The sequence below is a fragment of the Marinobacter sp. LQ44 genome (assembly GCF_001447155.2).
Classification (GTDB): Bacteria; Pseudomonadota; Gammaproteobacteria; order Pseudomonadales; family Oleiphilaceae; genus Marinobacter.
In genome coordinates, this window is the sequence record NZ_CP014754.1 from 3,555,086 (window position 1) to 3,568,301 (window position 13,216).

The following is a 13,216-nucleotide window of genomic DNA, read 5'->3' on the forward strand; positions in this document are numbered from 1 at the left end:
GCGCCTTTTTTGTCCGGATCAGGGCGCGATTTTCTTTTTCAGGGCTTTGGTCAGCGGCCTTGGCAGGCTCGGCAGTGATTTCAGCAGCCAGGGCAGCACCTTTCTTTTCATGCCATTCAGGGATTCCGGCACCACCGCCTCAATCAGGTGCGGGCCGGGGTTGTGTTTGGCGTATTCCATGGCTTTGATCAGCTCTTCCGCGGTGGTTACCCGGATGCCGTGCACGCCCATGCTCTGGGCCAGTAACGCGTAGTTGGTGACCGGGCCACTGATGTCGAGTTGAGACTTGGCCTTGGCTCCGGCTTCTTCGGCGCCAACCCGTTCCAGTTCTACGTTCAGGATCGAGTAGGAGGCGTTGTTGAAGATAATGGTGGTCACGTTCAGGTTTTCCCGCGCCATGGTCCACAGGGCTTGGTTGGTGTACATGGCGGTGCCGTCACCGATCAGCGCGTAAACCTGGCGGTCGGGGCAGGCGATGGCCGCACCGACCGCGTTCGGCATGCCTTGCCCGATGGCACCGCCGGTGAGGGTGATCATGTCGTGCCTCGGCGAGCCGGCGGTCATGGCGTTGAGCATCAGGCCGGAGGTGATGGATTCGTCCACAATGATGCTGTTCTCGGGCATCAGTTCGCCCACTGCCCGGCAAACCTTTTCAGCGGTGAGTTTGCCTTTCGGCAGTCCGGGGCGGCCAGGCGCCTGCAGCTTTGGTTGAGCGCTGCTGGCACCGAGGGTATCGGCCAGCTTTTTGAGGCTGGCGGTGGCATCCTGTTCCGGCGCGCTCAGGGTGTGCGCGGTGCAGTTGTCCGGCACCAGGTAACTCTGTTTTCCCGGGTAGGCGAAGAAGGAGACCGGCGCCTTGGCGTCCACCAGAATCAGATGGTCGAACTCGGAGAGCTGCAGGGTAGCGAGTTCTGCCAGGTAGGCAATCCGCTCCACCGGCGGCAGGCCGGCGCCCCGTTCAATGCGGGTCGGGAAGGTTTCAGCAAACAGGGTGACACCGTTGTGAGCGGCAATGCGTGCTGCTTCCAGCAGGGCGGGCTCACGCAGGGCGCGGCCACCCAGCAGCAGGGCGGTTTTCTTACCGCTCTTAATGGCTTCTGCGGCCGCTTTAACAGCGCTATCTTCAGCTGCAGGCGCTTGCGGTTGAGTGGGCGCGGCACAAGGCTTGCCGCCTTCGCCCCAGGACACGTCCGCCGGCAGAATCAGCGTGGCTACCTGGCCCGGTAAACCCCGGGCCGCAGTGATGGCTTCGGCGGCGTCCTGGCAAAGGGCTTCGGTGCTTTGTGACGTGCGCACAAAATTGGGGGAGATGTTGCGGGCCACGGTTTCGATGTCAGACTGCAACTGGGCGTCGTATTTCACATGGTAGGTGGCATGGTCGCCAACAATGTTGACCACCGGCACCTTGCCTTTGCGGGCGTTTTGCAGATTGGCCAGGCCGTTGCCCAGGCCGCAGCCCAGGTGTAGCAGGGTGGCGGCGGGTTTGTCGGCCATCCGGGCGTAGCCGTCGGCGGCACCGGTGGCCACGCCTTCAAACAGGGCCAGTACCGCTCGCATCTTGGGTTCGCTGTCCAGGGCGGCGACAAAATGCATTTCGCTGGTGCCGGGGTTGGTAAAGCAGACTTCAATACCCGAATCCACCAGGGTTTTCATGAGTGCCTGAGCGCCGTTGGTCATTGTTGTTCTCCAGCTTGGGTCAATTTGTGTGTGTTTGGCAGATCCAGGTGGGCCGCGCTGATGTCAGCAATTCGGGTGACGCCGGTCAGGGTCATGGCCAGTTTCAGTTCCTGCTGCCAGGTGTTCAGGAGTCGGGTTAATCCGGCCTGGCCTTCCGCCGCCAGGGCCCAGGCCCAGGGGCGGCCAACCATCACGCCGTTAGCCCCCAGGGCGAGGGCGCGGAAAACGTCCACGCCGTTGCGGATACCGCCATCCACCAGGATCTCGGTGTCGTTGCCGACGGCGGCCACGATATCCGGGAGTTTGCGAGCGGTGGCGGCCACACCATCCAACTGACGACCGCCGTGGTTGGAGACCACGATGCCATCGGCACCGACGTTGACGGCTGCTTTGGCATCATCCACTTCCAGTATGCCTTTCAGGATCAGTTTCCCTGGCCAGCGTTCCCGCAGCCATTCGATGGCCTGCCAGGTAACGGAGGCATCGAATTGGGTATCCACCCACTGCTTGAAGGAGTCCAGGTTACTGGCCTCTGGCACTGCGTCGCTCAGGTTGCCAAAGGTCAGGGGTTTACCTTTTATCGCTACCTGCCATAGCCACCCGGGCCTGGATAGCAGTTGCTGCGCTTTGAGCGCAACAGAACGGGCGCCGGCGCTGTTAAGGCCGTTACGGGTGTCCCGATGCCGGGGGCCGGGCAGGGGCAGGTCGATGGTAAAGATCAGCGTCTGGCAGCCGGAATCCCAGGCTTTTTTCAGCAGGTTTTCTACGTAGCCCCGGTCGCGAATCATGTACAACTGGAACCAGAACGGCGCCGTGGCGGCTGCTTTCACTTCTGCCAACGGGCATATGCCAACGGTGGAGAGGGTGAAAGGCACCTCGGCCGCATTGGCGGCTTTTACTGCCTGGGCTTCTCCCCGTTGTGCCATCATTCCGGCCAGCCCCAGGGGCGCCAGGGCCACTGGCATGCCGCAGGATTGGCCGGCCAGCTGGGCGCGGGTGTCTACGTTGTCGACATCAATCAGAACACGCTGGCGCAGGGCGATATCCTGCCAGCCGCTGACATTGGCCCGCAGGGTTTGCTCTTCGGTGGCACCGCCGTCCAGGTAGTCTGCCAGGAAACGGGGCAGTTTGCGGCGGGCGAGGATCTGGTAATCGGCGGCAGTGGCCGGATAACTCAGGGGCATGGTGTCAGCCTCCGTTGGTGATGGAACGGGCGGCCGCCCGGGCCGTCAGAATGCAACCGGGCAGGAAGGTGCCTTCCAGTGATCGCTTGCCGTTGCTGCCGCCGCCACCAAAACCGGCTGCTTCACCCACACAGTACAGGCCCCGGATGGGCTGGCCGCTGGCATCCAGCACCCGGCTTTGCAGGTCGGTGCGCAGGCCGCCCAGGCTCTTGCGGGTGGTCAGTTGCATGTGAATGGCGATGAAGGGGCCGGTCCCTGGCTTCTGCAGCGGCGCCGGTTTGCAGGTGCGCAGCCGGTCCGGCCCCCACTGGCGGGCGTGGCGAATCATGCGGATTTGCGGATCGTTGTTCAGTTGATTGCCCTTGCTGAAATTGGCATCGAAGGCATCGGCGGTGGCTTTCAGGGTGGCAGCGTCAATGTCCAGAGAGCAGGTCAGGGCATTCATTTTCTTCGCCAGCCCTTCCAGAGTGTCGTCCACCAGGAAGTGACGGCTTTCGTTCTGCATCTGATTCAACAGCGGTTTGTTGCCCAGCAACAGTTCTTTCAGGAACAGCGGGAATTGTTTGTCCCGGATGCGGGCGTTGTGTTCAGCGCCGGAGATGGCAAATTCTTTCAGAGCGATGCGGCGGTTCAGCAGGTGCCAGGTCCAGGGTTTCTCCTGTTCGGCCACGCGCTGGCAAAGCCAGTGGGTATCGAAGCCGGTCACCAGGGGCTCCGGCCCGATGCGCTCGCCCCGGTGGTTCAGCCAGAGCGCGGATTTACATGGAATGGTAGACAAGCCATGGCCCGGGAAATGCGGGTAGGGGTGGGGAAAGCCCGCCGCGTAGTTCCACATTTCGCCGGCGTGGGTAATGCGCGCGCCCAGGTGGTCTTTGGCCCAGTGGTGCAGCTTGCCATCGGCAAACGGATGGGCACCGTTAAGCATGGTGGCCGGTTGCGGGCGATGTTTGGGCCAATTGGCCCGGCATTCGGCGTGGCTGCCGTTGATGCCGCCCATGGCCAGCACCACACTTGGAGCCTCAAACCGGACCTCTTCGCCGGTTTCCTCGTTGATGGCAATGGCGCCGCAGACCTCACCCGCCTGATGGTCCAGCCCGGTGATCCGGTGGCGGTGATGAATGGTGAGGCGGCCGCTGGCATTTTCCTCATGCAGGGCGTTAACCATGCAGCGCACCAATTCCCGGGAGGTGCCCCAGGTAACATGGTAGCGGGGCACACTATTGCCATCGCCAAACCGGCCACGTTCTACCCAGTTCACCGCCGGCATGAATTTAATGCCCTCGTTGGCGAGCCAGTCGTGCACGTCGGAACGGGAATGTTCAACGTAGTAGCGGGCCCATTGCATGGGCCATTCATCATTGGGGTCCAGTTCACCAAAGCGCAGCCAGTCCTGGAGGGCCAGTTCCGGCGAGTCGGCAATTCCCATACGCCGCTGCAGTGGGGTGTCGATCAGCGCCATGCCACCAAAGGCCCACAACGCGAGGCCGCCAAAGCGTTCGGGAGTGTCCCGGTCAACGATGGTAACAGTCTTGCCCGCCCGCAGGGCTTCGAGGGCGGTAACCATGCCCGCCAGGCCGCCGCCGGCAATCAGGATGTCTGAGCAATCAGGTTTTGCCATGGTGCATGTCCAAACTGTGTTTTTGGTTTTGTTGTTACAGACCATATAACGCTATGATCGGATCTGAATTGACTTCAGAGGCCAGAATAATTGACTTTAGAGGCCACCGTTTCCATGGGGTGGGTCAACACCGTGATCGATGCCGCTCGCCGCCTGGGGGTTGGCGACACCGTGTTGCTCGAAACTGCGGGCTTGCCAGCACAGGCACTGGCCTGGGAGCGCTGGCCCATCGATTTCATTACCCAGCTCTGGCACGCCGCCGAGCGCTGTACCCACGATCCGGGTTTTGGTCTGAAAGTGGGCACGGGCGTGCGCCCGGCCAGCATTGATGCCGTCAGTTTTGCCATGCAGAGTGCGGCGACGCTGCGCGAAGCCATTACCCTAGTGCAGAAATATCAGCGCCTGATCTCTGACGGTGGGCGCTTCCAGATGTTGCCCGGTAGTCGGGGTACCTGGATTGTCTACCATCCAAGGCAGGGCCGGCTGGCATTCAGTCCGCACCAGATTGAGGCCGTATTGTCGGCGGTGGTGAGCCTGACAGACTGGATAGCGGGATCGGCGGTGCGGCCGGTGCGGGTGCAGTTCAGCCAGGCCCGGCTGGGGCCGGTTCGCGGTTATCGGGAGGTGTTTGGCTGCCCGGTGGATTTTGAGCAGGCATTCAGCGGGCTGCTGGTGAGTCATGAGGTGCTGGACAAGCCCCTGCCACAGGCAGACCCGGCCCTGGCTCAGGTACACGAGCAATACAATGCCGGGCGCCTGGCCGCCCTGGAAAAGGGAGCGGTGTCGGCAGAGGATCTGCGGCAATGGCTGGTGGCACGTGTTGGGCCAACCTTGCCCCGTCGGGCAGAGGCAGCGGGAGCGTTGGGTATCAGTGAGCGGACGCTGGCGCGCAGGCTGGAGACTCAGGGTTACACGTTTAACAGCTTGCTGGATGAGGTGCGCCAGGAACTTGCCCTGGCGGCCGTGCGAGAATCCCGCCAGTCCCTGGCGGATATTGCACTATCGCTCGGCTTCGCCGAACCGAGTACCTTCTACCGGGCCTTCCACCGCTGGACGGGGATGCCCCCGGCGCGCTGGCGCAAGCTGGAGGCATTTTAGGCTTACAGGTTGGCTTCGGCGAACTCCGCCAGCACCGACCTCGGTACACCTTGCAGGTGAATGTGGCCTCCGTGGCGGAAGCCCTTGAAGCGTTCGGTCATGTAGGTCAGGCCGGAGCTTAGCGGGCTGAGGTAAGGCGTATCAATCTGCGCCAGGTTGCCCAGGCAAATCACCTTGGAGCCGTTACCGGCACGGGTGATGATGGTTTTGATCTGGTGCGGCGTCAGGTTCTGGGACTCGTCAATAATGATCAGGCTGTGCTGGAAGCTGCGGCCGCGGATGTAGTTCATGGATTTGAAGTGCAGCGGCACTTTGCTGAGGATGTAGTCGACGCTGGCGGTCATGTTCTCATCGTCTTCGTGCAGGGCTTCCAGGTTGTCCACGATGGCGCCCAGCCAGGGCTCCATTTTCTCCGCCTCGGTGCCAGGCAAAAAGCCGATGTCTTCGTCCAGCCCCTGGGTAGAGCGGGTGGCGATGATTCGCTTGTAAAGCTTGCTGGCCACGGTCATTTCAATGCAGGCAGCCAGGGCCAGGATGGTTTTACCAGAGCCGGCGGAGCCGGTCAGGTTAACCAGGTGGATGTCCGGGTCCAGAAGCAGGTGCAGGGCCATGGCCTGGTAGATATCCCGTGGCACCAGCCCCCAGACTTCCTCGTTCATCAGGTCGTGTTGGTGCAGGTCTTTGATCACCAGCTGGTCGTCGGAGATGTCCACCACCTGGCCGACAAAACCGTGCTCATCAATCACGAACTCGTTGATGTTCAGTCTGGCCAGTTCGCCCTCGCGTTTGAGCAGGTGTTCGGTGACCCCTTCACGCTGTACCGTTTCTACCTTGGCGATGTTATCCCAGAAGGAGTTCTGGAACTCCTTGTAGCCCTTGGGTAACAGATCGATGTCGTCCAGCAACTGGTCGTTGTGGTAGTCCTGGGCCTCTACGCCAAAGCCCCGGGCTTTCAGGCGCATGTTGATGTCTTTGCTGACGAGGATGATGTCGCGGGATTTGTGCCGGGCCTGAAGGGCGGCCAGGGTGTTGATGATCTTGTTGTCGTTCAGGTGTTCCGGTAGGGAATGAGTGCCGATGCCCTCGGTGCTCATGATAATCGACAGGGTGCCCAGTGGCTCTGCCTTTTTGCCGCGAACAATCGGTACACCTTTTTCAATGACTTTCGGGCTGGCATCCCCCAACAATTTGTCGATGTTGCGAATGGCCTGGCGGCAATCGGCGGCGACGGTCTGTTTGCCGGATTTGAGGCTGTCGAGTTCTTCGAGAACCGTCATCGGGATGATGACGTCGTGTTCTTCAAAATTCAGGAGGGCGTTCGGGTCGTGTATCAGGACGTTGGTGTCGAGGACGTACATCTTTCGGCGAGCTTGCGGTGCTCTTGGCATAGGTAGGGCTACCTCTCTGGTGGCTCAGTCGTTCTCGGCGCAGCGTTGCGTCAGTTCCTTCTGGGAAATCAGCTTCAGCATATCGTAAGTGGTTATGATACCGGTAATTTTTGAATCCCTGGTGACAAAAATACGGTGCAGGTGTTCGCGCATCATGATATTGGCAATGTCTCGCACCGGGGTATCTTCGTCAACCGAAAGTACGATGGGGGTCATGATATCTCGCACTTCAACCGGCACTTTGCCCATCTCTTCAAAGATAACCATGCGTAGCCGACGGGCTTCTTCCTGTTCCTCGGGGGTCAGCTGCGGTTGATCACCGGTGCGGCTGGCGTTCCAGCGGAATTCGGTGATGTCCTTGAGCGTCGCGATGCCGATGATGTCGCCGTTGTCGTCTGTTACCGGGCTGCCGGTGATTTCGTTGTCCGTCAGAAAACGCGCCAGCCGGTCCATGGTCCAGTGGTGCGGTACGGCTTTAACGGTTGGGGTCATGATTTCATGGGCGAGAACGCTCATTGGTGGGCTTCTTCCATTTGCAGTCCTTTTGATGAAGCTTAGCCGTTCCTTGGCTGTCCGTCACCCCTGTCTCTGTGTCTTGATCAACCCTTGGTCACGGCTGGTCAGCGGGGACAACCGCCTGAAGATTGCCGTTTTCGCCCCATTCAAGTTGGTAGCCCTGATACTTGTCTTCTTTGGCCACGGCCTCCAGCGCTTGCAGGGATTTCACTGGAATGTCGACCAGCAGATTATTCACCAGCCAACCGGGGAGAGCTCCGTTGGGTTCTGTGTGCTGAACCCAGACCATACGGGTTTTGTCGCCGTTCGGGGTGAAACGGTAAAGGGTGTCTGAGCGATCAACCCGAACCCGGCTGTTGAATTCCGCCCGCATACCCGGCACGGCATTCAGGTCCATCACCACTTCACCGGTGTCGGCGTTGCCCCGGGTGCGTATGCGCAACACGTAATCCCGGTCGGTCACCGGCCAGGGCATATCGTTGACGGAGTAAGCGTAGCGATCGTGGAAGTCGCCCTGGCCAAAGGCGTAGGATTCGGTGCAGTTATGGACCCATTCCTTGCAGGATTCGGGATTGATCATCACTGCCATCAGGGTTTCCAGGGGAACGTCCAGATCGGCCACGGCCTTGAAGGCCTGAAACCCGGAATTGCTCTGGTCCATGGTGTAAATACGAATGTTGTCGACTTCCTTGCGCAGGGTCCACTCCCGGGCATCCTCCGGCGGGAGAGGCGGGTGTTCACTGGCCAGGCTCGGCAGGGTCAGAAACATGAGTGTACTCAGTACGCCCGCCACCATGCCTTTGAAGCCATGGGCTCTGGTCATTGTCATAAGCTACACTTCCGTGATGAAGGTGTGCTGAGTCTACCATGGAGCCGGTTTCTGCTTTTCGGCAGGAATCAGGGATTGTGAACCAGGTAGCGTACTGTTGCGCTACAACTTATGAATGGCCTGATCTGACGGTATTTATGAACAAAAAGAACCTGATTGATGCCAAGGGCAGAATTGCACCAGGGGTGCTGGAACAACCGGTCGAGACCATTAACTACATGGATTTTGACCTGCGGACGGTCATGGACCGGCCGCGGTCCCGATTGGCTCGCCGTTGGCGGTTCAACCAGTTTCAGTTTGTCAGCGCCATGGCGCCGGGCTGGGTGTTCGGCATGGCGATTGTGGACCTGAAACTGGTGGGCAACGGTTTTTTCTATCTGTTTGATTTTGAAAGCGGTCAAATGTTTGAGCAGTCGTTCATGCAGCCGCTGGCCCGGCACACCGATATTGAACCCTATCCTGAACATGGCCATGCCCGGTTCCGCAAAGGTGACGTGTCGCTGGCCATCGAGCCGGCCACCGGAGGCCGCAACATCCGGGTGACCGCGCCGGGTAATATCCGGGTGGACCTGGAGTTGCAAGACACCGATCAACCCCTGCGGCTGGTCTGCCCGGCAGGCTACAATGGCTGGGTGTTTACCCGCAAATCGGCCGGCGTACCGGTTGAGGGGGAGGTGCGCTGGGGCCAGCAGGTATGGCGCTGTGATGAGCAGACCCGCGGCTCTATTGATTGGAGTTGTGGCTTCATGCGCCGGGAAACTGCCTGGAATTGGGCCTGTCTGGCCGGGGTAACCAAGCAGGGGGTGTCTGTGGGGCTTAATCTGGCGGCCGGTGTGAATGAAACCGGAATGACCGAGAACGCCCTGTGGCTGGATGGCCGGTGTGTGAAGCTGGGCGCCGCCCGCTTCGAATTTGACCGGTATCGGCCGGGTGCCGATTGGCGGGTTACCACCGAGGATGGCCTGGTGGACCTGAGCTTTGTGCCTGCAGGCACGCGCAAGGAACGGCTGAACGCTGGCGTGCTTGCCTCCAATTTCCGGCAGTTTGTGGGCACCTTCCGGGGAACGGTCAGAGATGAGGCGGGCCAGTCAGTCCCCGTAGACGGGCTGCGGGGACTGATGGAAGACCACTATGCCCGCTGGTAAGGTGGGCGCAGCGATTACTTTTCCGGCAGGGTGACGTTCAGTTCCAGTACCGAGCAACTTTCGTTACGGTCTACATCTACCTGGACCATGTCGTCGCTGATCTGTACGTATTTGCGAATCACATCCAGCAGTTCCTGCTGCAGCTGTGGCAGGTAATCCGGCATATCGCGCTGGCCCCGTTCGTGGGCCACGATGATCTGCAACCGTTCTTTAGCAACGCTCGCAGTATTGGTCTTCTTGCTTCGGAAATAATCCAGAAAACTCATCCCTTAGCCCCCTTTGAACATCCGTGAGAAGAAACCTTTTTTCTGGGAGGTCATGAAGCGGTGTTCCCGCTCCTCTCCCAGAAGCCGGGCAACGGCGTCGTCGTAGGCCTGGCCGGCATCGCTCTGGTCTTCCAGAATCACTGGCAGGCCCTGGTTGGAGGCGTTCAGTACCACCTGGCTCTCCGGGATCACGCCCAACAACGGTATCGCCAGGATTTCTTCGACATCGTTCACCGACAGCATCTCGCCGCGTTCTACCCGGTCAGGGTTGTAGCGGGTCAGCAGCAGGTGTTCCTTGACCGGGTCCTGTCCCATCTCGGCGCGCCGGGACTTGCTCTGGAGAATGCCCAGGATTCGGTCGGAATCCCGTACAGAAGAGACTTCCGGGTTGGTGACTACAATGGCCTCATCGGCATAGTACAGAGCCATCAGAGCGCCGTGTTCGATCCCGGCCGGCGAGTCACACACGATGTAGTCGAAGGTTTCCGACAGCTCGTTGATGACCTTTTCCACACCGTCTTTGGTCAGTGCTTCTTTCTCACGGGTCTGGGAGGCGGGCAGAATAAACAGCGAGTCTACCCGCTTGTCTTTGATCAGCGCCTGGTTGAGTGTGGCTTCGCCCTGGATCACGTTGACGAAGTCATAGACCACGCGGCGCTCACAATTCATGATCAGATCGAGGTTGCGCAGGCCCACATCGAAGTCGATTACGACGGTCTTGTGGCCGCGCCTGGCAAGGCCGGTACTGATTGAGGCGCTGGTGGTGGTTTTGCCAACGCCGCCCTTTCCTGAGGTAACGACAATGATTCTAGCCAAGGTTCAGTTCCTGTTTCGCAGTGGATTCGTCATGTCTTCAACGTTGTTATTGGCTGTCACAACATCAGGCCTTGTCCAGTGGCGTCACCACCAGCAGGTCGTCCCTGAGCTGGATCTGCACAGCGCTTTTCCAGCCATTGTCCTGAAGATCTTCGGAGATTTTATAGTGTCCGGCGATGGACACAAGCTCTGCTTCAAGTGACTGGCAGAATACCCGGGCGGTTTCAGCCCCATGGATGCCTGCCAACGCCCGCCCCCTGAGTGGTCCGTACACGTGGATATTGCCTGCGGCGAGCACTTCGGCACCGGCCTGAACCGGGGCCAGGATGATCAGGTCCCCTTCCGGCGCATAGACCTGCTGGCCCGAGCGAACGGTTTGGCTGACGATCTTGGCCGCAGCCGGTTCGCTGGTGGGAACGTCAGCGGGGCTGGAGGTCTCGGCTTCCGGACTGGAGGCCTCATCAGGTTGCGCCCGGGCCGGTGTCTGTTCGCGCAGGCTGCTGCCGGGAAACAACGCAAGAGAGGCACCGCGTGCCAGGCGGCGCTGGTCGTCGTTGCCGGCACGAACGCCAATCACATGGATGTTATGGCGGCGGCAGGTACCGATCATCTTGAAGAAGTCCAGCTCACTGTCCAGCCCTTCGTATTTCTCCAGGCTGATCACCAGGGGGATATCTTTGAAAAACCCCGGAGCCTGGCTGATCTTGTCCCGGAGATTGGCTTCGAACTCGTCGTTATCGAAGTAATAAAGTTCCAGGGCTGTCAGCGAAACGGAGGCACTTTTCAGCTGGAAACTCTGTTTTAGCCCGGAGGCGGCGGTATCGCTCATGAATCAGTGTCTTCCCTGGTGACTTACTGGTTGGGTTCTTTGCGGGCTTGCAGTGGCTGCTGATCAAACCGGATGCCAGACCAGCCCGTGCTGATGAACTGGCGGATGTTGCCATGGCTGTCGCCGGTTGGGTCGCCCAGCACCTGCTGATAGTGTTGGGCAAACAGGTTCAGGGTATCCGCCTCGCTCAGGTTGCAGTACTGGCCCAGTGCGAACACCCGGCAGGAACCGGCATTTTCACCGGCATTGTTTCGCACCGGGCCATTGTTGAAGCCCGTGGGCTGAAACTCGAAATGCTGGTCGATCAGCGCCAGGGTGTCATCAAAATTGGCGTGGCCCGCGTCGAGGGAAGCCAGGTGGATGCGTACTGCCTCATTGATGTTCATTATTTGTGATCCTGCTTCGGACCAATCTGATATTTTTCTTTCCACTGCTCATAGGGCATGCCGTAGATTTCTTCCCGGGCGTCCGGATCGGATAGCTCAAAGCCTCTTTCCTGTGCTTCTGCCCGGTACCATTTGGACAGGCAGTTGCGGCAGAACCCCGCCAGGTTCATCAGGTCAATGTTCTGCACGTCGGTATTCTGGCGTAAATGCTCCACCAGGCGCCTGAAAGCAGCGGCTTCGATCTCAGTGCGGTCAGACTCGGGTATGGGGTTGGTCATGGGGCCTCGCAGATGACGTTCCGGTTTGATGTTAGGGTTCCTGACATTCTCTGCATGTTAGCTTAAGATACAAGGCTGTATAAATGTACAGATTGTTTACGCGAGCCCACGGACCATGCCCCAGCGCAAGATCATTCATGTGGATTGCGACTGCTTCTATGCGGCGGTCGAGATGCGCGACGACCCAACGCTGAGGGACGTGCCCCTGGCGGTTGGCGGCGCCGAGGGCCGGGGCGTGGTGACGACGTGCAACTACCGGGCAAGGGCCTTTGGCGTGCGCTCGGCCATGCCCGGCAGTGAAGCCCGCAGGCTGTGCCCGGGGCTGGTGACCGTGCCACCGGATATGGCGCGATACCGGGCGGCGTCTCAGCAAGTCATGGCCATTCTCCGGGAAATGACCGATCTGGTTGAGCCCCTGTCGCTGGATGAAGCTTTTCTGGATGTGTCTGACATAACCGAACACCGTGGCAGCGCCACTCTGATGGCCCGGCATTTGCGAGAGCGGGTTCGGCAGGAAGTGGGTATTACCATCTCCGCCGGCGTGGCCCCGAACAAGTTTCTGGCCAAGATTGCCAGTGACTGGCGCAAGCCCGACGGCCTGTTTGTGATCACGCCGGAGCAGGTGCCGGAATTTGTCGAATCCCTGCCGGTGGAAAAACTGTTCGGTGTGGGCCAGGTGACGGCCGCCAAGCTGCATTCCATGGGCGTGAAAACCTGCGGTGACATGCAGTTGCTGGGGGTGGACACCCTGATTGAGAAATTCGGCAAGCAGGGCTACCGGTTATTTGAAATGGCCGCAGGCCGGGATGAGCGGCCGGTGATTGTCTCGCGGGTGGCGAAATCGGTCAGCGTGGAGCGGACGTTTTCCCAGGATCTGCCGGACAAGACCGCCTGCGAAACCGTGATGCCCGCCCTGGTGGCGGATCTCAATCTTCGGTTGGCCCGAAAGGGGCGGCAGAAGCCCATCCACAAGCTGTTTGTGAAAATCCGCTACAGTGATTTTTCAACCCATACCCTGGAGCGGGTACGGGAATCGGTGGCCGAACCCGAGGTTGCCGATTACCAGCCCCTGCTGGATGAACTGGTTACCCGGGCCGATCGCCCAGTCCGTTTGTTGGGGGTGGGTGTGCGTTTTCGGAACGATGAAGCCCCGGTTACCCAGTTGCGTTTGTTCGACTGACTTTGC

Annotated in this window: 14 protein-coding genes; 3 read left to right on the plus strand and 11 right to left on the minus strand. The window is 59.9% G+C overall.

Annotated elements, in window-relative coordinates; translation table 11 throughout:
• Nucleotides 1-18: 18 nt before the first annotated feature.
• The 3 genes from ASQ50_RS16335 to ASQ50_RS16345 are packed head-to-tail and all read right to left on the minus strand — an operon-like array spanning nt 19 to nt 4,479.
• On the minus strand, nt 19-1,677 hold the full coding sequence (locus tag ASQ50_RS16335) for an acetolactate synthase large subunit (RefSeq protein ID WP_058091751.1): 1,659 nt from the start codon (nt 1,675-1,677) through the stop codon (nt 19-21).
• On the minus strand, nt 1,674-2,861 hold the full coding sequence (locus tag ASQ50_RS16340) for an L-lactate dehydrogenase (RefSeq protein ID WP_058091752.1): 1,188 nt from the start codon (nt 2,859-2,861) through the stop codon (nt 1,674-1,676). Before ASQ50_RS16340 ends, ASQ50_RS16335 begins: the two co-directional genes overlap by 4 nt.
• Nucleotides 2,862-2,865: 4 nt before the next feature.
• Nucleotides 2,866-4,479 (minus strand): FAD-binding dehydrogenase, encoded by a 1,614-nt coding sequence (locus ASQ50_RS16345; RefSeq protein WP_058091753.1) that lies wholly within the window; start codon nt 4,477-4,479, stop codon nt 2,866-2,868.
• A gap of 114 nt (nt 4,480-4,593) precedes the next feature.
• On the opposite strand from ASQ50_RS16345, the gene ASQ50_RS16350 reads away from it, so the two are divergent.
• Entirely contained in the window at nt 4,594-5,577 is a 984-nt protein-coding gene (locus tag ASQ50_RS16350; protein ID WP_227513195.1) for an AraC family transcriptional regulator, read from the plus strand.
• 2 nt (nt 5,578-5,579) lie between these two features.
• On the opposite strand, the gene ASQ50_RS16355 is transcribed toward ASQ50_RS16350, so the two are convergent.
• The 3 genes from ASQ50_RS16355 to ASQ50_RS16365 all read right to left on the minus strand — a co-directional run bounded on the left by ASQ50_RS16355 (nt 5,580) and on the right by ASQ50_RS16365 (nt 8,310).
• On the minus strand, nt 5,580-6,965 hold the full coding sequence (locus tag ASQ50_RS16355) for a PhoH family protein (protein ID WP_058091755.1): 1,386 nt from the start codon (nt 6,963-6,965) through the stop codon (nt 5,580-5,582).
• 24 nt (nt 6,966-6,989) lie between these two features.
• The gene (locus tag ASQ50_RS16360; RefSeq protein ID WP_058091756.1) at nt 6,990-7,481 is read right to left on the minus strand and encodes an HPP family protein; all 492 of its coding nucleotides are present in this window, start codon (nt 7,479-7,481) and stop codon (nt 6,990-6,992) included.
• A 94-nt stretch (nt 7,482-7,575) separates the two neighbouring features.
• On the minus strand, nt 7,576-8,310 hold the full coding sequence (locus ASQ50_RS16365; RefSeq protein ID WP_058091757.1) for an START domain-containing protein: 735 nt from the start codon (nt 8,308-8,310) through the stop codon (nt 7,576-7,578).
• A 137-nt stretch (nt 8,311-8,447) separates the two neighbouring features.
• Between ASQ50_RS16365 and ASQ50_RS16370 the strand changes: the two genes are divergently transcribed.
• Entirely contained in the window at nt 8,448-9,455 is a 1,008-nt protein-coding gene (locus ASQ50_RS16370; RefSeq protein WP_058091785.1) for a DUF2804 domain-containing protein, read from the plus strand.
• 14 nt (nt 9,456-9,469) lie between these two features.
• Here the strand turns inward: ASQ50_RS16370 and minE are convergent, their stop codons facing one another.
• From minE to ASQ50_RS16395, 5 genes are all read right to left on the minus strand, one after another.
• Nucleotides 9,470-9,721, minus strand: a complete 252-nt coding sequence (minE, locus tag ASQ50_RS16375; RefSeq protein WP_058091758.1) for a cell division topological specificity factor MinE — start codon at nt 9,719-9,721, stop codon at nt 9,470-9,472.
• Between the two features lie 3 nt (nt 9,722-9,724).
• Complete coding sequence (gene minD, locus ASQ50_RS16380) at nt 9,725-10,537, minus strand: septum site-determining protein MinD (RefSeq protein WP_058091759.1); 813 nt, start codon at nt 10,535-10,537, stop codon at nt 9,725-9,727.
• Between the two features lie 64 nt (nt 10,538-10,601).
• A complete protein-coding gene (minC, locus tag ASQ50_RS16385; RefSeq protein ID WP_058091760.1) occupies nt 10,602-11,366 on the minus strand; it encodes a septum site-determining protein MinC in 765 nt (254 codons plus the stop codon).
• A 23-nt stretch (nt 11,367-11,389) separates the two neighbouring features.
• On the minus strand, nt 11,390-11,752 hold the full coding sequence (locus ASQ50_RS16390) for a HopJ type III effector protein (RefSeq protein ID WP_058091761.1): 363 nt from the start codon (nt 11,750-11,752) through the stop codon (nt 11,390-11,392).
• Nucleotides 11,752-12,030, minus strand: coding sequence for a DUF1244 domain-containing protein (locus ASQ50_RS16395; RefSeq protein WP_058091762.1), 279 nt, complete (start codon nt 12,028-12,030; stop codon nt 11,752-11,754). Before ASQ50_RS16395 ends, ASQ50_RS16390 begins: the two co-directional genes overlap by 1 nt.
• Before the next feature lie 115 nt (nt 12,031-12,145).
• Here ASQ50_RS16395 and dinB point away from each other — a divergent pair, with 115 nt between their 5' ends.
• Complete coding sequence (gene dinB, locus ASQ50_RS16400; RefSeq protein WP_058091763.1) at nt 12,146-13,210, plus strand: DNA polymerase IV; 1,065 nt, start codon at nt 12,146-12,148, stop codon at nt 13,208-13,210.
• Nucleotides 13,211-13,216: the final 6 nt, after the last annotated feature.